The organism is Micromonospora sp. H33 (genome assembly GCF_052068455.1).
GTDB lineage: Bacteria > Actinomycetota > Actinomycetes > Mycobacteriales > Micromonosporaceae > Micromonospora.
Genome location: NZ_JBQHDE010000001.1, coordinates 29,282 through 47,815, shown reverse-complemented (window position 1 = coordinate 47,815; position 18,534 = coordinate 29,282). Strand labels below are relative to the sequence as shown.

The following is an 18,534-nucleotide window of genomic DNA, read 5'->3' as shown; positions in this document are numbered from 1 at the left end:
GCCTACGCTGAGCGGATGGTTGATCGCACGGAGCCGGGTCCGACCGAGCAGAGCGTGCGGCGGGCACTGCGCCGGGCCGCGTCCGGCCGGGCGCTCGACGCCGACGAGGCCACCGCGCTGCTCGGCGCGCGGGGTGACGCGCTCGACGAACTGCTGCGGGTCGCCGGCGCGATCCGGGACGCCGGGCTGCGCGAGGCCGGGCGGCCGGGCGTGGTCACGTACTCGAAGAAGGTCTTCATCCCGCTCACCCGGCTCTGCCGGGACCGGTGCCACTACTGCACCTTCGCCACGGTGCCGCACCGGCTGCCGGCGGCGTTCCTCGACCGCGACGAGGTCCTGGCGATCGCCCGGCAGGGTGCGGAGCTGGGCTGCAAGGAGGCGCTGTTCACCCTCGGCGACCGGCCGGAGGAGCGCTGGCCGGCGGCCCGGCGATGGCTGGACGAGCGCGGCTACGACTCCACGCTGGACTACCTGCGCTCCTGCGCGGTCGCCGTGCTGGAGGAGACCGGCCTGCTGCCGCACCTCAACCCCGGCGTGCTGACCTGGTCGGAGCTGCAACGGCTCAAGCCGGTCGCGCCGAGCATGGGGATGATGCTGGAGACGACCGCCGCCCGCCTGTGGTCCGAGCCGGGCGGTCCGCACTACGGCTCCCCGGACAAGGAGCCGGCCGTCCGGCTGCGCGTGCTCGACGACGCCGGTCGGGTGAACGTCCCGTTCACCACCGGGCTCCTCATCGGCATCGGCGAGACGCCGACCGAGCGCGTCGACGCGCTGTTCGCGATCCGCCGCGCCCACCGGGAGTACGGCCACCTCCAGGAGGTGATCGTGCAGAACTTCCGCGCCAAGCCGGACACGGCCATGCGCGGGATGCCGGACGCGGAGCTGCACGACCTCGCCGCCACCGTCGCGGTGGCCCGGGTGCTGCTGGGCCCGAAGGCCCGCATCCAGGCCCCGCCGAACCTCATCGCCGGCGAGTACGACCTGCTGCTGCGCGCCGGCATCGACGACTGGGGCGGCGTCTCCCCGCTGACCCCGGACCACGTGAACCCGGAGCGCCCCTGGCCGCAGATCGACGAGTTGGCCCGGCACACCGAGAAGGCCGGCTTCACCCTGCGGGAGCGGTTGACCATCTACCCGGAGTACGTCCGGGCCGGCGACCCGTGGCTCGATCCGCGCCTGCTGCCGCACGTCAGCGCCCTGGCCGATCCGGCGAGCGGGCTGGCCGTCGAGGAGGCCCGGCCGGTCGGCCGGCCGTGGCAGGAGCCGGACGAGACGTACGGCGGGCGGACCGACCTGCACGTCACCATCGACACCACCGGCCGGACTGCGGACCGGCGCGGCGACTTCGACCACGTCTACGGCGACTGGTCGGCCGTGGCCGGCAAGGTGAGCGTCGGGGCGGTCGCCGGGGCCGGCGACCATGACCTGCGGGCCGGGCTGCGGCTCGCCGCCGACGACCCGGCGGCCCTGCTGGAGCCTCGGCACGCCGACGCGGCGCTGGCCCTGTTCGCCGCCGACGGTCCGGCGCTGGACGAGCTGTGCCGCATCGCCGACGCCGTCCGCCGCGACACGGTCGGCGACGACGTGACGTACGTGGTCAACCGCAACATCAACTTCAGCAACGTCTGCTACGTGGGGTGCCGGTTCTGCGCGTTCGCCCAGCGTGAGCGCGACGCCGACGCGTACCGGCTCTCCGTCGACCAGGTCGCCGACCGGGCCGAGGAGGCGTGGGCGGCCGGGGCCAGCGAGGTGTGCCTCCAGGGCGGCATCGACCCGAAGCTGCCGGTGACGGTCTACGCCGATCTGGTACGCGCGATCAAGGCGCGGGTGCCCGGCATGCACGTGCACGCGTTCTCCCCGATGGAGATCGTCACCGCCGCCGCGAAGGCGGGCGTGTCCGTACGGGAGTGGCTGGCCGGGCTGCGGGAGGCCGGGCTGGACACCATCCCCGGCACCGCCGCCGAGATCCTCGACGACGACGTGCGCTGGGTGCTCACCAAGGGCAAGCTGCCGGCCGCCGCCTGGGTCGAGGTGGTCGGCACGGCCCACGAGCTGGGCATCCGGTCCAGCTCCACGATGATGTACGGGCACGTCGACCATCCCGCCCAGTGGCTGGCGCACTTCAGGGTCCTGGCCGGTGTGCAGGACCGTACCGGCGGGTTCACCGAGTTCGTGGCGCTGCCGTTCGTGCACACCAACGCCCCGATCTACCTCGCCGGCATCGCCCGTCCCGGGCCGACCTGGCGGGAGAACCGGGTCGTGCACGCGATGTCCCGCCTGCTCCTGCACGGACGCATCGACAACATCCAGTGCTCCTGGGTCAAGCTGGGCGACGAGGGCACGGCCGAGATGCTGCGCACCGGCTGCAACGACCTGGGCGGCACGCTGATGGAGGAGACCATCTCCCGGATGGCCGGCTCCGGCAACGGCTCGTCCCGTACGGAGGAGCAGTTGATCGCCATCGCGGCGGCTGCCGGGCGACCGGCGCGCAAGCGGACCACCGCGTACGGTCACGCCGCGAGCTGACATCGAACCTTTCCCCGCCGCCGGCCGTACCAGAGCGTGCCGGCGGCGGTTACGGCGAGGACCGCCGCCGGCGACCCCCTCCGCGGGGCGGGCACCGCCGGCCGGGCCCCGCGTCCGTCACCGCGGGAGCACCCGCCCCCGCCGCCGGAAAGGTTGCCCATGCCCAGCGATCAGCCTGATCAACCAAAGCGGCCCTGGCCGCGACTGACCCGCCGGCAGACGTTGACCGCGGCCGCGAGCGCCACGCTCGGCGCCGCCGCTCTCACCGTGCCGGGTCTGTCCGCCGCGCAGAACGCGCCCGGCGCCGCGGCGAACGCGGACGACCCGATCGTGGTCCACCTGCGCGACGCCGCCAGCGGCACGATGGACGTCTTCGTCGGCACGTCCCGCATCGAGGTACGCGACCGCGGCCTGGCGGACCGGCTGCGGCGCGCCGCACGGCGCTGAGCCGTACCCCGCGGCGTCGAGCCGTCTCCACGGCCGTTCCGCACGTCCCGGCCCGGCGCGGGCTCTCGGCGCCCGGCCGTCCGTAACTCCCTTCCCCGCACAGTGAGGTTTGGTCCGCCATGTCTTCGCACCGCGAGGCACCCGAGATCGCCAAGGATCCGGTCGCCGACAGCTCCGACCTGTACGCGTTCGTCAGCCCCGACCGTCCCGACTCGGTGACGGTGATCGCGAACTACGTGCCGCTGCAACTGCCCTCCGGCGGCCCGAACTTCTTCGAGTTCGGCGACGATGTGCGCTACGAGATCAACATCGACAACGACGGTGACGGTCAGGCCGACGTCACCTACCGGTTCGAATTCACGACCGAGATCACGAATCCGAACAGCTTTCTCTACAACACCGGGCCGATCGATTCCCTGGACAGCCCGAACTGGAACCGCCGGCAGTTCTACAGCCTGACCCGCATCGCGGACGGCCGGGAACACCGCCTCGCGCAGAAGCTCCCGTGCCCGCCCTGCAACGTGGGGCCGCTCTCCACCCCGAAGTACGCCGACCTCGTGCGCCAGGCCACGTACACGCTCTCCACGGGGGAGCGTGTGTTCGCCGGGCAGCGGGCCGACGGGTTCTTCGTCGACCTGGGCGCCATCTTCGACCTGGGGACGCTGCGGCCGTTCCAGCAGCTCCACGTGGCCGGGAAGAAGATCTTCAAGGACGAGGGGGAGCCGGTCAACGCCACGGACCGGATGAACGTGCACAGCATCGCTCTGCAGATCCCCTTCACCAAGGTGCGCCGGCGCGCCAACCGGTACGGCGTCGCCGACCGCGCCTCGGTGATCGGGGTGTGGACGGCGGCCTCCCGCCGGCAGGTCCGGGTGCTCGGCGACCGCGGTGCGGCGGACACTCCCGCCGGCCCTTTCACCCAGGTCTCCCGGCTCGGCAACCCGTTGTTCAACGAGGTCATCGTGCCGATGGCGCAGAAGGACGTCTGGAATTCGCTGCCGCCCGCCGAGGACAAGCGGTTCGCGAAGTTCGTCGAGCGGCCGGAGCTGGCCGCTCTGCTGCCGGCGCTCTACCCGGACGTCTTCCCGAACCTCGACCGGCTCAACAAGGCGAAGAAGGCCCGCGCCGACCTGGTGGCGATCCTGCTGACCGGTATCCCGGAGGGGCTGATCGACGGCTTCACCAACAACACCGGCGAGATCCAGGCCGACATGCTGCGGTTGAACACGGCGATCCCGCCGAGCCGCAAGCCGGACCGGTTCGGTGTCCTGGGTGGAGACCTCGCCGGGTTCCCGAACGGCCGCCGGGTCACCGACGACGTGGTGAGCATCTCGCTGCGGGCCATCGCCGGCCTGACCGTGCCGCTGGTGGACCCGGCGTTCCAGCCGGACGCGGCGGCCGCGGCGGTCACGCCGGGACTCAGCGCCGCCGACGTGACCGCGCCGTTCCTCGGCAACTTCCCCTACCTGGGTACGCCGTACGACGGCTTCAACAATCCGCCGGCCGACTCGGCCGCCTGAGCAGACCGGGAGTGGTGATGCACTCGCACGAGCACGCGTACGGACCGTCGGAACGGGGAAGCGTCGTCCTGGACCTGGGCGGCGACACCGGAGCCCTGATCATCTACACCGGACAGGACCTGCGCGGCCGGGAGATCGAGGTCAGCCGGCAGGACGCACCGCGCACGCACTCGGCCGTGCGGGAGCGCCGGGTCCAGGATGGCACCTTCCACAGTGCCGTCTACCCGGATCTGCCGGCCGGTCGCTATACCGTCTGGTGGGACGACCGTACGCCGGCCGGCACGGTCGACGTCCTGGGTGGAGCGATTGCCGAGTTCCTCTGGCCCACCGGCGCTCCACGGGCGGTTGGCTGACCCTCCGCTCCGTTCCGGCCGCTGCGCCCTGTCCACGATGTGGGCAGGGCGCTTGCGGCGTTCGACGGCTCGACGGGCGGGCGGCGCGCAGTCGCGTTAACCTGACCTCCATCAAGATCAACCATCCGTGGCGGCGGGCGGTCCACCAGACGGGCGGCGGACGCCACGGGAGAAAACTCCGGCAACTCGCCGGAGAGGGCGTTACTCGGCCGGGGTCTGAATCGATAGGGCAGGTTGCGAGGCCGGGTGGTCGGATGGCCGTCCGGAGGGTGTCGGGAGGGCGACTCCATTATCAAGTTTGGCTTGACGGCGCACGCATTACACGCGTGTAATTTGAATGGGGTTGTTCGCACGGAACGCTACAAATCGGTACCGGACGGACAAGCACGCCTTTCGCGTGGGGGGTTGCAGCGGCGATGACGCCGGTGCGCGACAAGGAGGCAATTGATGGACGGCCAGCTTGAGGCGGCCGACCTGCTCGGAAACGCGCCGGAGTGGCAGGAGCGGGCGCTGTGCTCGCAGACCGACCCGGAGGCGTTCTTTCCCGAGAAGGGCGGCTCGACCCGCGAGGCGAAGCGGATCTGCTCGCGGTGCGAGGTCAAGACCGAGTGCCTCGAATACGCTCTCGGCCACGACGAGCGGTTCGGCATCTGGGGGGGCCTCTCCGAGCGCGAGCGCCGCAAGCTCAAGCGGCGCGCCGCCTGACGCAGCGACGGATCCGGGGTGGTGGGGGCCGCTCCGGATCCGGTCCGCGCGTCGACGGCCTCAGGCCAGCTCGTCCGGGTCGACGCCGAGCAGGTTCGCGACCTGCTCGATGATGACGTCGTGGACGAGGTCCGCGAGGTCCTCCCGGTCCATGGCCCGGAACTCCAGCGGCCGGCGGTAGAGCACGATCCGCGGGGGCACCTCCTGCCGGCCCGGGCGGCCGGGCAGCAGCCGGGCGAGCGGTACCTCGCCGTCCTCCAGGACGTCGGAGTCGTAGACGTTCAGCTCCGGGGGCACGTCCTCGACGGCGAACTCGACGCCCGCCAGTTCCTTGGCGAACCGCCGTTCGAGGGTCTCCACGGTGTCCAGCACCAGGTCGTCGAAGATCTCCGCCTTGGTGCGTGCGAGCGGCACGGTAGCCGGCACCAGCCGCCCGCGCAGGCCGCGTCCGTGCCGGTCGCGGCGGGTGCGCCGGCCGGAGCCGGGGCGGCGGTGTTCCGGGCTTCCCATGACGCACAGGGTAGCCCCCTATCCGGGCCGGTCTGCGGCAGCGCCGTCGCGCAGGCGCGGCGGGCCCCGACCGGTCGAATTGTGATCACCAAGACGGGCGTGTCGTAACGCGAAGCGGTGCGCCGGAGCCGGTAATGGAGATACCCTGCCGCCGTGAGGTCACCACGGCGCTGCACCCGAAACGGCTGCCCCCGGCAAGCGGTCGCCACATTGACCTATGTCTACAACGAGTCCACCGCCGTGGTGGGCCCGCTGGCCGCCTTCGCGGAGCCGCACACGTACGACCTCTGCGAGCCGCACGCTCGAAGCCTGACCGCCCCGCGCGGCTGGGACGTGGTCCGGCACGAGGGCGAGTTCGAGCCGCCCCCGCCCACCACGGACGACCTGGTCGCCCTGGCCGAAGCGGTCCGCGAGGCGGCCCGCCCGGTCGCCCCCCGCCCCCCGGAGGACGACCACGACCCAGCGACGACCTCACCGCCAACCGGCCGCCGCGGCCACCTCCGGGTAATCCCCCCCACTCACTGACCGCGCCGGATCTCCGCGTTGATCATGAAGTTATAGCGCGCCGGATCGGCGTGTCGCCGCTGTAACTTCATGATCAACGGGGTTTGGGGCGTCGGTCAGTGGCCCAGGAGGCGGTTGAACAGCGCGGCGCGGCGGGAGGGGCGGTGCCAGCGCAGCTCCGCGCGGTCGGCGCTCTGCATGATCTTGAGGCCGGTGTTCACGGCGAGCCAGCGGAGGGGTTCCGGTTCCCATTTCGGGGAGCGGTGGTTGACCCAGGGGAGCCGGGTCAGGTCGGTGTCGTCGCCGCGGATCAGGTCCGCCAGGGTGCGGCCGGCCAGGTTGCTGGTGCCGACGCCGTCGCCGACGTAGCCGCCGGCCCAGGCCAGCCCGCTGGCCCCGTCCAGGCCGACCGACGCCGCCCAGTCGCGGGCCACCCCCAGGGGCCCGCCCCACGTGTGGGTCACCAGCACATCCGGGCCGAGCACCGGGAACAGCTCCGAGAGGGTGCGCCGCAGCGCCGCGAAGACCTGCGGCTCCCGGTCGTACGCGGGGTGGACCCGGGAGCCGAAGTGGTACGGGGCGCCCCGCCCGCCGAACGCCAGCCGCCCGTCGCCGGTGCGCTGCCCGTAGACGATCACGTGCCGGTGGTCGGAAAACGTCTCCCGCTCGGCCAGCCCGATCTCGGCCCACGTCGAGGCGGGCAGCGGCTCGGTGGCGACCATCAGCGAGTACACCGGCGCCACGGTGCGCCGCTGGCCGGGCAGCCGCGCCGTGTACCCCTCGGTCGCGCGTACCACCACCGGCGCCCGCGCGGTCCCGGCCGGGGTCACCGCCGCGCCGGGCCGGATCGCGGTCACCGGCGTGCGCTCGTGGATGGTCACGCCGCGACGTTCGACCGCCCGGGCGAGTCCGCGTACCAGCCGGGCCGGGTGCACGGCGGCGCAGTGCGGGGTGTACGTCCCACCGCGTACCCCCTCGGCGGCGCAGCGGGCGGAGGCTTCAGCGGCGTCCAGCAGCACCAGGTCGCCGTCGTCGAGCCCGTACTCCCGGGCCTCCGCGACGGCCGCGCGGGCCCGGTCCAGTTGCGGGCCGCTGCGGGCGAGCACCACCGTCCCGCCGTACGCCCAATCGCAGTCGATGCCCTCGGCCGCGACCACCCGGCCGACCTCGGCGACCGTGTCGTGCATGGCGCGCTGCATGGCGATCGCCGCGTCCCGGCCGTGCCGGCGGGCCAACGCGGGCAGCGACGTGGGGAAGAGGGCCGAGCACCAGCCACCGTTGCGCCCCGACGCCCCGTACCCGGCGATCTCGGCCTCCAGCACGGTGATCCGCAGCGTCGGGTCGGCGACCGCCAGGTAGTACGCCGTCCAGAGGCCGGTGTAGCCGGCCCCGACGATCACCACGTCGGCGTCGGCGTCGCCGGGTAGCCGCGGGCGCGGCGTCAGCACGTCGTCCAACGTGGACATCCAGTACGACACGTGCGGGTAGTGCACGACGCGCTCCTGAAGCTGGTCGGCCGGGCCGACCACGGGTCGGCCCGGCCGGGACGGGCGGGGTCTACAGGCGGGACCAGGCCTCGGTGAGCACGGACCGCAGGATCTGCTCCATCTCGTCGAACTGCTGCTGCTCGGCGATCAGCGGCGGAGCGAGCTGCACCACCGGGTCACCCCGGTCGTCGGCGCGGCAGTAGAGACCGGCCTGGAACAACGCGGTGGAGAGGAAGCCGCGCAGCAGCCGCTCGGACTCCGCCTCGTCGAACGTCTCCCTGGTCGCCTTGTCCTTGACCAGCTCGATGCCGTAGAAGTACCCGTCACCGCGGACGTCGCCGACGATCGGCAGGTCGTGCAGCTTCTCGAGGGTGGCGCGGAACGCCGCCTCGTTGGCCTTCACGTGCCCGATCAGGTCCTCCCGGGCGAACACCTCCAGATTGGCCAGGGCAACCGCGCAGGAGACCGGGTGCCCGCCGAAGGTCACCCCGTGGGCGAACATGCCGGTCTCGGTGAGGAACGGCTCCATCAGCCGGTCACTGGCGATCATCGCGCCGAGCGGGGCGTACCCGGAGGTGATGCCCTTGGCGGTGGTGATGATGTCGGGCTGGTAGCCGTAGCGGGCCGCGCCGAAGTACTCGCCGAGCCGGCCCCACGAGCAGATCACCTCGTCGGAGACGAGCAGAACGTCGTACGCGTCGCAGATCTCGCGGACCCGCTGGAAGTAGCCGGGCGGGGGCGGGAAGCAGCCGCCCGAGTTCTGCACCGGCTCCAGGAAGACGGCCGCGACGGTGTCCGGCCCCTCCCGCTCGATGGCGCGGCCGATCTCCTCGGCGGCCCAGCGGCCGAAGGCCTCGGGGTCGTCACCGTGCTCGGGTGCCCGGTAGAAGTTGGTGTTCGGCACCTTGATGCCGCCGGGTACCAGCGGCTCGAAGTCGCTCTTGATGCCCGGCAGGCCGGTGATCGACAGCGCGCCCATCGAGGTGCCGTGGTACGCGATGTAGCGGCTGACCACCTTGTACTTGTTCGGCTTGCCGGTGCGCTTGAAGTACGCCCGGGCCAGCTTCCACGCCGCCTCGACGGCCTCCGAGCCGCCCGTGGTGAAGAAGACCCGGTTGAGGTCGCCGGGGGTCAGCGAGGCGATCTTCTCGGCCAGCTCGACGGCCTTCGGGTGCGCGTACGACCACAGTGGGAAGTACGCCAGCTCGCCCGCCTGCTTCGAGGCGGCCTCGGCCAGCTCGGCCCGGCCGTGGCCGGCGTTGACGACGAAGAGCCCGGCGAGCCCGTCCAGGTAGCGGCGACCCTGGGAGTCCCAGACGTACGCGCCCTCGCCGCGCACGATGGTCGGTACCTCGCCGGCGGAGTAGCTCGCCATCCGGGTGAAGTGCATCCAGAGGTGGTCGGTGGCGTTGGCCATGTCAGCCCCATCGGGTCTCGGGCCGGTCAGGGGTGACACCGGCCGCTCTGCCCACGGTTATCCCACAGCCTCACGCCGTCTGGCAAGTGGGATCGGTTGCCAGGATGGCCTGATGCAACGGATTCGGCGAGTGTCAGCCAGGTCAACGACGGAATCCGCACCCTGGTGTATCGAGAGGGTGGGCCGGTGGCCGGGTGGGCTGGTGGTCGGGTGGCTGGTGGTCCATCGCCGGTGGCTGGCAAGCGGTGCGGACCCTGTCGAGCTGCCCCGTCCATGCGCCCACGGCCATTGCGGCTGGGCTGCCGCCGACCAGGTTTGTGCCACCGCACGCCGCACCCCCTGACAGGCGCGCGCCCCCGGGCGTTTGTCGCGCCGGACCGGCCGCGCAGCGCCGTGATCGACTCGATGCCGCCGACATGGCGGGATCCCCGGCCGTCGGAATGGCCGATGCCGCCGGCACGGAGTCGATCAATCCGAACGAGCCGACCCCGCGACGTGCCGCATGTCGAGTCGATCAAGCGGGTCGGCTCAGGCCGTGCCCCACGTGTACGTCTGCTTGCGCAGCTTGAGGTAGACGAACGCCTCGGTGGAGAGCACGCCCTCGACCGCCCGCAGCCGTTGCAGGATCTCCAGCAGGTGGTCGTCGTTGCGGCAGACCACCTCGGTGAGTAGGTCGAACGAGCCGGCGGTGATGACGACGTAGTCGACCTCCTCCAGCTCGGCGAGCCGGTCGGCCACGGCCTCCAGGTCCCCGTTCGTCCGCAGGCCGATCATGGCCTGGCGGGGGAAGCCGAGCTGGAGCGGATCGGTCACCGCCACGATCTGCATCACCCCGGCGTCGAGCAGCCGCTGCACCCGCTGGCGCACGGCCGCCTCGGAGAGGCCGACGGCCTTGCCGATCGTCGCGTACGGCCGCCGGCCGTCCTCCTGGAGCTGCTCGATGATCTGTTTGGCCACGTCGTCGAGCAGAGTGTGGCTGGCGCCCTCGCGGACGGTGACGCGCCGCCCGCCGTTGCCGTTGTCGTGGTTCCGGTTGGTCATCGACCGCTCCCCATGTCCGATCCCGGGATGAGCCTAGGGCCTGTGCCCACGTCACCGTCTGACCGCGTCGGGACGTGGACACCGGCCGTGGTGTCACCGCGCAGTCTGGCGTATTTCGTTGCCGGACGCTAATCCCGCAACGGAATCCCTTGTAAGGAAGGTCACCCCATGTCAGGATCAGTCGTCCACCGCACTTGACCCTCCCGCCGGCGCGCCACCCCCCGTCCTGCCGCCGACGATGACCCCTTAGGAGTCGTCACATGCGTACTCCCCTTCGGCCCCTCTCCCGGCGTGGACTGCTGACCGGCACCCTCGGTTCCGCGGCGCTGCTCGCAGCGGGCGGCTCGCTCGCCGGCTGCGGCACGAAGGCCGCCACTCAGACCGAGGCCGGCTGTGTCAGCGACGACCTGTCCGGGACCGAGAAGACCCTCGCCTTCTCCAACTGGCCGCAGTACATGGACATCGACGAGAAGGACGAGTCGAAGCGTCCCACCCTGGACGAGTTCATCCAGAAGAGCGGCATCAAGGTCACCTACACCGAGGACGTCAACGACAACAACGAGTTCTTCGGCAAGGTCCAGAACCAGCTCGCCGCCTGTCAGGGCACCGGGCGGGACGTCTTCGTCGTCACCGACTGGATGGCGGCCCGGATGATCCGGCTCGGCTGGATCCAGAAACTCGACAAGTCGAAGCTGCCCAACGTCGAGGCCAACCTCCTGCCCTCGCTGCGCAACCGCTCCTTCGACCCGGACAGCCAGCTCGCCATCCCGTGGCAGTCCGGCCTGGCCGGCATCGCCTACAACGGCAGCGTCACCAAGGAGCTCCGCACCATCGACGAGCTGCTCACCCGGCCCGACCTCAAGGGCAAGGTGACGGCTCTGTCGGAGATGCGGGACACGATGGGCCTGCTGCTGATGTCCAACGGCCACGACCCGGCGAACTTCACCGGGGCCCAGTTCGACGACGCGCTCAACAAGCTGAAGAAGGCCGTCGACTCCGGCCAGATCCGCAAGTTCACCGGCAACGACTACGCGCCGGACCTGGCCAAGGGCGACATCGCCGCCTGCATCGGCTGGTCGGGCGACGTGATCCAGCTCGGCTTCGAGGACGAGAAGATCAAGTTCGTGGTGCCGGAGTCCGGCGTGATGCTCTGGTCGGACAACATGATGGTGCCGAACAAGGCCACCCACAAGGCGAACGCTGAGCAGCTGATCAACTACTACTACGACCCGGCCGTCGCCGCGAAGCTCGCCGCGTACGTCAACTACATCTGCCCGGTCAAGGGTGCCCAGGCCGAGATGGAGAAGATCGACCCGGAGCTGGCGGCCAACCCGCTGATCTTCCCGGACGAGGCCATGCTCTCGAGGTCCAAGGTGTTCATGGCCCTGGACGAGAAGCAGGAGAGCGAGTACGAGCGCAAGTTCCAGCAGGTAATCGGGGCGTGATGTGCGATGGGACACGACGTGGCACCGGCCGGTGACCTCCGGCTGGCCAACCTCACCAAGCGGTTCGGCGTCTTCACCGCGGTAGACGACCTCAGCCTGACCATCCCGCAGGGCTCGTTCTTCGCCCTGCTCGGGGCGTCCGGCTGCGGGAAGACGACCACGCTGCGGATGATCGCCGGGCTGGAGGAGCCGACCAGCGGGCAGGTCCTGCTCGGGGACCGGGACATCGCCCGGCTCCGTCCGTACAAGCGGCCGGTGAACACCGTGTTCCAGTCGTACGCGCTCTTCCCGCACCTGGACATCGCCGAGAACGTGGCCTTCGGGCTGCGCCGGCGCGGCATCCGCAAGGTCGGCGACCAGGTCGACCGGATGCTGTCGCTGGTGCAGCTCGACGGCTACGGCAAGCGCCGCCCGGCCCAGCTCTCCGGCGGGCAGCAGCAGCGGGTCGCGCTGGCCCGGGCGCTCATCAACCACCCGCAGGTGCTGCTCCTGGACGAGCCGCTCGGCGCGCTCGACCTGAAGCTGCGCCGGCAGATGCAGATCGAGCTGAAGCGCATCCAGACCGAGGTCGGGATCACCTTCGTGCACGTCACCCACGACCAGGAGGAGGCCATGACGATGGCCGACACGGTCGCGGTGATGAACGCCGGCCGCATCGAACAGCTCGGCGCGCCGGCCGACATCTACGAGTTCCCGGCGAGCGCGTTCGTCGCGAACTTCCTCGGCCAGTCCAACCTGCTCGCCGCCGAGGCCGCCGGGTCCGCCGGGGGCGAGGTGCCGGTCTCGGCGCACGGCGGTCGCTTCTCGGTGCCCGTCGGCCGCGCCCGCGCCGACCGCGGTCCGGTCTACCTGGGGGTACGCCCGGAGAAGCTGCACCTGGCCGGCTCCGCCGACCAGGTTCCCAGTGGGTACCAGCACGTCGACGGGGTCGTCACGGACGCCTCCTACGTGGGCGTCAGCACCCAGTACCTGCTGCGCACGAGCTGGGGGAGTGAGCTGTCGGTGTTCGTGGCGAACAGCGGCACGCAGGGGCAGTTGCCGGTGGGCAGCCGGGCGGCGGCGTACTGGGATCCGCAGCACGCGTTCCTGCTGGCCCGGGAGCCGGGCGAGGACGACCGCACCACCCCGGTGCTCGACGAGCCGGTGGGTGCGTCCTCGTGAGCGCTTTGGCTCACGTACCCACCGGGCAGTCGACGGCGCCCTCCCCGCCGCCGGCCGCCCGGTCGGGGCGGTACCGGTTCCTGCCGTACCTCCTGCTGCTGCCCGGCGCGGCCTGGCTCTTCCTGTTCTTCGCGCTGCCGCTGCTCCAGCTCGCCGCCGCCAGCCTGTACGACCCGACCGGCTCGCTCGCCACCGGGTATGCGATGACCTGGGCGGTCAGCAACTATCCGGAGGCCTTGCAGGCGTACTGGCCGCAGTTCAGCCGCTCGTTCCTGTACGCGGGCATCGCCCTGGTGCTGGCGCTGCTGATGGGTTACCCGCTCGCCTACGCGATCGCCCAGAAGGCCGGCCGCTGGAAGAACCTGCTGCTGGTCTGCGTGGTCGCGCCGATGTTCACCAGCTTCCTGGTGCGCACCCTGGCCTGGAAGACGATCCTGTCCGACAACGGCTGGGTCGTCGGCCTGCTGCGCGACATCCACCTGCTCGGGCCGGACGGCCGGCTGCTGGCCACCCCGGTCGCGGTGATCCTCGGCCTCACGTACAACTTCCTGCCCTTCCTGGTCCTGCCGCTGTACGCGAGCCTGGAGCGGCTCGACTACCGGCTGCTGGAGGCGGCCAGCGACCTGTACGCGAGCCCGGTGCAGACGTTCCGCAAGGTCACCCTGCCGCTGTCGATGCCCGGCCTGATCGCCGGCACGCTGCTGTTCTTCATCCCGGCCACCGGCGACTACATCAACGCCGAACTGCTCGGCACACCGAACGAGTACATGATCGGCAACGTCATCGACTCGGCGTTCCTGGTCCGGCTGGACTATCCGCAGGGCGCGGCCCTGTCGTTCCTGCTGATGGCGGCGATCCTCGCGGTGGTCTTCGTCTACCTCCGCAAGGCCGGTACGGAGGAGGTGCTGTGAGGTTCTCCCGCTGGCTGGCCGACCGCTGGTCGATGGCGGTGGCGCTGCTGGTGCTCGGCTACCTCTTCCTGCCGATCGCCGTGGTGGCCGCCCTGTCCTTCAACCGCCCGTCGAGCCGCCTGTCGTACGACTTCAACGAGTTCACGCTCGACAACTGGCGCAACCCGTGCGCCACCGCCGACATGTGCGACGCGGTGGTACGCAGCGTCCAGATCGGGTTCATCTCGACCGTGGTCGCCACCGTGCTCGGCACGCTGATGGCGTTCGCGCTGGCCCGGCACAACTTCCGCGGCCGGTCCGGGATCAACGTCCTGATCTTCCTGCCGATGGCGACGCCGGAGCTGGTGATGGGCACGTCGCTGCTCGCCCTCTTCGTTGCCGGCGGGGTACAGCTCGGCTTCTGGACCGTGGTCATCGCGCACGTCATGTTCTGCGTGTCGTTCGTGGTGGTGACCGTGAAGGCGCGCCTGTCCGGCATGGACCGGCGGCTGGAGGAGGCCGCCATGGACCTCTACGCCAGCGAGTGGCAGACGTTCCGCCGAATCACCCTGCCGCTGGTGCTGCCCGGCATCGTGGCCGCCGCGCTGCTCGCGTTCTCCCTGTCGTTCGACGACTTCATCATCACGAACTTCAACTCCGGCACCACCGTCACGTTCCCGATGTACGTGTGGGGCGCCGCCCAGCGGGGCATCCCGCCGCAGGTCAACGTCATCGGCACCGCGATGTTCGCGGTCGCGCTGCTGCTGGTGCTGGCCACCACGCTGCGCGGGCGCCGGGCGAGCCGCGCCGCCGTCGCCGCGCCCGCGGCCGCCGGGCAGGTGGGCGGCCGCTCGTGACCGGCTTCCATACCGGCCGGCGGGTCTTCCGGACCTCGGCGGGATCCGGGAGCCACGCCCTCGCCGACGCGGCGCCCGTACCGTACTGGCTCGACCGGCCGGAGCGTCCCGACCCGCTGCCGCCGCTGGTCGGCGCCACCGACACCGACCTGCTGGTCGTCGGGGGCGGCTACTCGGGGCTGTGGACGGCGCTGCTCGCCAAGCAGGACGACCCGGACCGGGACGTGCTGCTGGTCGAGGCGGGCACCTGCGGCTGGGCGGCGTCCGGGCGCAACGGCGGCTTCTGCGCCGCGTCGCTCACCCACGGCCTGGCCAACGGAGTCGAGCGCTTCCCGCAGGAGATCGCCGAGCTGGAACGCCTCGGCCGGGAGAACCTCGACGCGATCGCGGCGACCGTCGACGCGTACGGCATCGACTGCGACTTCGAGCGCACCGGTGAGCTGTCGGTGGCGGTCGAGCCGCACCAGCTCGCCGGGCTCGCCGAGGACGCGGAGCTGGCCCGGCGGTACGGCCGCGACGTCACCCTGCTCGACGCGGACGAGACGCGCGCCGAGGTGGACTCACCGACGTACCTCGGTGGGGTCTGGGACCGCGACCGGGTGGCGATGGTGGACCCGGCGAAGCTGGCCTGGGGTCTGCGCCGCGCCGCCGTCGACCTCGGCGTCCGCATCCACGAGCACACACGGGTCACCGGGCTGCGCCGCGACGGCGCCGCGCTGCGGGCGACCACCGCCGGTGGCGCGGACGCTACTCCGGGCACGGTGCGGGCCCGGCAGGTGGTTCTCGCCACCAACGCCTTCCCGCCGCTGCTGCGCCGCCTGCGGGCCTGGCTGGTGCCGGTGTACGACTACGCGCTGATGACCGAGCCGCTCGCCGACGCCCAGCGGAAGGCGATCGGCTGGGCGAACCGGCAGGGGCTCGCCGACACCGGCAACCAGTTCCACTACTACCGGATCACCGGTGACGGGCGGATCCTCTTCGGCGGGTACGACGCCGTCTACCACTACGGCAACCGGGTCGCGCCCTCGCTCGAACAGCGGGCGGTGACGTTCGACGCTCTGGCGCAGCACTTCTTCACCACGTTCCCGCAGCTCGACGGCCTGCGGTTCAGCCACCGCTGGGGCGGCGTCATCGACACCTGCACCCGGTTCTGCCCCTTCTTCGGCACCGCGTACGAGGGGCGGCTCGCCTACGCCGCCGGGTACACCGGCCTCGGCGTCGGCGCCACCCGCTTCGGCGCCCGCGTGATGCTCGACCTGCTCGGCGGCGGCGACACCCCGCTGACCCGGCTCGACCTCGTTCGCAGCAAGCCGCTGCCGTTCCCGCCGGAGCCCGTCCGGGCCGCCGGCATCCACCTCACCCGCTGGTCCCTCGGCCGCGCCGACGCGCACGAGGGGCGGCGCAACCTCTGGCTCCGTACTCTCGACCGCCTTGGACTGGGGTTCGATTCCTGATGCGCATCCTCCTCGTCGGCGCCGGTGGCGTCGGCTCCGCCGCCGTATCCATCGCCGCCCGCCGTACCTTCTTCGAGACCGTGGTCGTCGCCGACTACGACCTCGGCCGCGCGCAGCGGGCGGTGGCCGGCCGCGGTGACCGCTTCGTCGCCGCCACGGTCGACGCCTCCTCGGCCGACGCGGTGGCCGCGCTCTGCCGCGAACACCGCATCACGCACGTGCTCAACGCCGTCGACCCGCGCTTCGTCATGCCGATCTTCGACGGGGCGTTCGCCGCCGGGGCCGACTACCTCGACATGGCGATGTCGCTGTCCCACCCGGACCCGGAGCGCCCGCACGCCGAGACCGGGGTGAAGCTCGGTGACGAACAGTTTGCGGCCTCCGACCGGTGGACCGACGCCGGCCGGCTGGCGCTCTGCGGCATCGGCGTCGAGCCCGGCCTGTCCGACGTGTTCGCCCGGTACGCCGCCGACGACCTGTTCGCCGAGATCGACGAGATCGGCGTCCGCGACGGCGCGAACCTGACCGTCGACGGGTACGACTTCGCGCCCTCCTTCTCGATCTGGACGACCATCGAGGAGTGCCTGAACCCGCCGGTGATCTGGGAGGAGGGCCGGGGCTGGTTCACCACGCCGCCCTTCTCGCAGCCGGAGGTGTTCCACTTCCCCGAGGGCATCGGCCCGGTCGAGTGCGTCAACGTGGAGCACGAAGAGGTGCTGCTGATCCCGCGTTGGGTGAAGGCGAAGCGGGTCACCTTCAAGTACGGCCTCGGCGACGAGTTCATCGAGGTGCTGAAGACGCTGCACAAGCTCGGCCTGGACTCGGTCGCTCCCGTGCGCGTCGGCGGCGTGTCGGTCGCGCCGCGTGACGTGGTGGCCGCCTGCCTGCCCGACCCGGCGACCCTCGGCGACCGGATGCGCGGCAAGACCTGCGCCGGCACCTGGGTACGCGGGACGGGCCTCGACGGCCGGCCGCGGGAGGTCTACCTGTACCACGTGGTCGACAACGAGTGGTCCATGCGCGAGTACGGCCACCAGGCGGTCGTCTGGCAGACCGCGGTGAACCCGGTCGTCGCCCTGGAACTGCTGGCCACCGGCGCCTGGACCGGTGCCGGCGTGCTCGGCCCCGAGGCGCTGCCCCCGGTACCCTTCCTCGACCTGCTCACCGAGTACGGCTCGCCCTGGGGAATGGAGGAGCGGTGACCCGCTACGGACCCATGTACGGCCCCGACGTCACGTTCCTCGGGGTGCCGCCCTGCACCATCGCCGAACCGGTCACGTACGCCGACGCCGACGTGGTCATCGTCGGGGCGCCGTTCGACGGCGGCACCTCGCACCGGCCCGGCACCCGGTTCGGCCCGTCCGCCATCCGCCAGGCCTGCTACCTGCCGCACGACGGCTCCCGCCCGTCACTGGCGTTCCGCGTCGACGCGCTGCGGGACCTCCGCGTCTACGACGCGGGCGACGTCGAGATGTTCTCCGGCGACATCGAGCGGTCCCTGTCCGCCCTGGAATCCGCCGTGTTCGCGGTGGCGTCCGCCGGCGCGATCCCGGTCGTGCTCGGCGGCGACCACTCCATCGCCCTGCCCGACGCCACCGGCGTGGCCCGGCACCACGGCCTGGGCCGGGTGTCGCTGGTGCACTTCGACGCGCATGCCGACACCGGGGACGTCGAGTTCGGTTCCCTGCACGGGCACGGCCAGCCGATGCGGCGGCTCATCGAGTCCGGCGCGGTTCGCGGCGACCGGTTCCTCCAGATCGGCCTGCGCGGTTACTGGCCCGGCCCCGAGACGCTGAGCTGGATGGCCGAGCAGCGGATGCGGTCGTACGAGATGACCGAGCTGGTGGCGCGCGGCCTGGATCCGTGTTTGTCGGAAGCCTTCGAGATCGCCGTTGACGAGTGCGAGGGCGTGTTCCTCTCCGTCGACGTGGACGTGGTCGACCCGGGCATGGCGCCGGGCACCGGCACCCCGGAACCGGGCGGCTTCACGTCGCGGCAGCTCCTCGACGCGGTCCGCCGCGTCTGCTACGAACTGCCGGTGGTCGGCGTCGACGTGGTGGAGGTCGCCCCACCGTACGACCACGCCGACATCACCGCGTACCTCGGCAACCGCGTGGTCCTGGAAGCCCTGTCCGCGATCGCTCGCCGCCGCCGCGACGCAACCGGCGGCCCCCCGTGGAACCCCTCGCAACCGTTGCTGGACGCCCGCTGACCTCC

The 18,534-nt window shown here is 71.6% G+C and carries 17 protein-coding genes; 13 read left to right on the top strand and 4 right to left on the bottom strand.

Annotation, left to right across the window (positions count from 1 at the left end):
• Positions 1-15: 15 nt before the first annotated feature.
• The 5 genes from ACTMS0_RS00225 to ACTMS0_RS00205 all read left to right on the top strand — a co-directional run bounded on the left by ACTMS0_RS00225 (position 16) and on the right by ACTMS0_RS00205 (position 5,551).
• Complete coding sequence (locus ACTMS0_RS00225) at positions 16-2,526, top strand: bifunctional FO biosynthesis protein CofGH (protein WP_441153015.1); 2,511 nt, start codon at positions 16-18, stop codon at positions 2,524-2,526.
• 159 nt (positions 2,527-2,685) lie between these two features.
• Positions 2,686-2,973 carry a hypothetical protein gene (locus ACTMS0_RS00220; protein ID WP_441153014.1) on the top strand — a complete coding sequence of 96 codons (288 nt, stop codon included), beginning with the start codon at positions 2,686-2,688 and terminating at the stop codon, positions 2,971-2,973.
• Positions 2,974-3,092: 119 nt separating this feature from the next.
• Positions 3,093-4,493 (top strand): DUF4331 domain-containing protein, encoded by a 1,401-nt coding sequence (locus ACTMS0_RS00215; protein ID WP_441153013.1) that lies wholly within the window; start codon positions 3,093-3,095, stop codon positions 4,491-4,493.
• Positions 4,494-4,510: 17 nt separating this feature from the next.
• Complete coding sequence (locus ACTMS0_RS00210) at positions 4,511-4,846, top strand: phospholipase (RefSeq protein ID WP_441153012.1); 336 nt, start codon at positions 4,511-4,513, stop codon at positions 4,844-4,846.
• A 447-nt stretch (positions 4,847-5,293) separates the two neighbouring features.
• Complete coding sequence (locus ACTMS0_RS00205; RefSeq protein WP_013731688.1) at positions 5,294-5,551, top strand: WhiB family transcriptional regulator; 258 nt, start codon at positions 5,294-5,296, stop codon at positions 5,549-5,551.
• A 60-nt stretch (positions 5,552-5,611) separates the two neighbouring features.
• Here the strand turns inward: ACTMS0_RS00205 and ACTMS0_RS00200 are convergent, their stop codons facing one another.
• A complete protein-coding gene (locus ACTMS0_RS00200) occupies positions 5,612-6,061 on the bottom strand; it encodes a metallopeptidase family protein (protein ID WP_168003346.1) in 450 nt (149 codons plus the stop codon).
• Between the two features lie 153 nt (positions 6,062-6,214).
• Between ACTMS0_RS00200 and ACTMS0_RS00195 the strand changes: the two genes are divergently transcribed.
• The gene (locus tag ACTMS0_RS00195; RefSeq protein ID WP_441153011.1) at positions 6,215-6,586 is read left to right on the top strand and encodes a DUF3499 domain-containing protein; all 372 of its coding nucleotides are present in this window, start codon (positions 6,215-6,217) and stop codon (positions 6,584-6,586) included.
• A 95-nt stretch (positions 6,587-6,681) separates the two neighbouring features.
• Here the strand turns inward: ACTMS0_RS00195 and ACTMS0_RS00190 are convergent, their stop codons facing one another.
• The 3 genes from ACTMS0_RS00190 to ACTMS0_RS00180 all read right to left on the bottom strand — a co-directional run bounded on the left by ACTMS0_RS00190 (position 6,682) and on the right by ACTMS0_RS00180 (position 10,510).
• Positions 6,682-8,031 (bottom strand): NAD(P)/FAD-dependent oxidoreductase, encoded by a 1,350-nt coding sequence (locus ACTMS0_RS00190; protein WP_441153963.1) that lies wholly within the window; start codon positions 8,029-8,031, stop codon positions 6,682-6,684.
• A 91-nt stretch (positions 8,032-8,122) separates the two neighbouring features.
• A complete protein-coding gene (locus ACTMS0_RS00185; protein ID WP_441153010.1) occupies positions 8,123-9,469 on the bottom strand; it encodes an aspartate aminotransferase family protein in 1,347 nt (448 codons plus the stop codon).
• Between the two features lie 528 nt (positions 9,470-9,997).
• Positions 9,998-10,510, bottom strand: a complete 513-nt coding sequence (locus tag ACTMS0_RS00180) for an Lrp/AsnC family transcriptional regulator (RefSeq protein ID WP_441153009.1) — start codon at positions 10,508-10,510, stop codon at positions 9,998-10,000.
• Positions 10,511-10,770: 260 nt separating this feature from the next.
• Here ACTMS0_RS00180 and ACTMS0_RS00175 point away from each other — a divergent pair, with 260 nt between their 5' ends.
• From ACTMS0_RS00175 to speB, 7 genes are read left to right on the top strand one after another with little or no spacing between them, the layout of a single operon-like run.
• A complete protein-coding gene (locus tag ACTMS0_RS00175; RefSeq protein WP_441153008.1) occupies positions 10,771-11,955 on the top strand; it encodes an ABC transporter substrate-binding protein in 1,185 nt (394 codons plus the stop codon).
• Positions 11,956-11,961: 6 nt separating this feature from the next.
• Positions 11,962-13,116 carry an ABC transporter ATP-binding protein gene (locus ACTMS0_RS00170; protein WP_441153007.1) on the top strand — a complete coding sequence of 385 codons (1,155 nt, stop codon included), beginning with the start codon at positions 11,962-11,964 and terminating at the stop codon, positions 13,114-13,116.
• Positions 13,113-14,027 carry an ABC transporter permease gene (locus tag ACTMS0_RS00165; RefSeq protein WP_441153006.1) on the top strand — a complete coding sequence of 305 codons (915 nt, stop codon included), beginning with the start codon at positions 13,113-13,115 and terminating at the stop codon, positions 14,025-14,027. The genes ACTMS0_RS00170 and ACTMS0_RS00165 overlap by 4 nt, the downstream gene beginning before the upstream one ends.
• Positions 14,024-14,863 carry an ABC transporter permease gene (locus ACTMS0_RS00160; RefSeq protein WP_441153005.1) on the top strand — a complete coding sequence of 280 codons (840 nt, stop codon included), beginning with the start codon at positions 14,024-14,026 and terminating at the stop codon, positions 14,861-14,863. Before ACTMS0_RS00165 ends, ACTMS0_RS00160 begins: the two co-directional genes overlap by 4 nt.
• Positions 14,860-16,317 carry an NAD(P)/FAD-dependent oxidoreductase gene (locus tag ACTMS0_RS00155; protein WP_441153004.1) on the top strand — a complete coding sequence of 486 codons (1,458 nt, stop codon included), beginning with the start codon at positions 14,860-14,862 and terminating at the stop codon, positions 16,315-16,317. The genes ACTMS0_RS00160 and ACTMS0_RS00155 overlap by 4 nt, the downstream gene beginning before the upstream one ends.
• A complete protein-coding gene (locus ACTMS0_RS00150) occupies positions 16,317-17,519 on the top strand; it encodes a saccharopine dehydrogenase family protein (RefSeq protein ID WP_441153003.1) in 1,203 nt (400 codons plus the stop codon). Before ACTMS0_RS00155 ends, ACTMS0_RS00150 begins: the two co-directional genes overlap by 1 nt.
• Positions 17,516-18,529, top strand: coding sequence for an agmatinase (speB, locus tag ACTMS0_RS00145; RefSeq protein ID WP_441153002.1), 1,014 nt, complete (start codon positions 17,516-17,518; stop codon positions 18,527-18,529). The genes ACTMS0_RS00150 and speB overlap by 4 nt, the downstream gene beginning before the upstream one ends.
• Positions 18,530-18,534 lie beyond the last annotated feature (5 nt).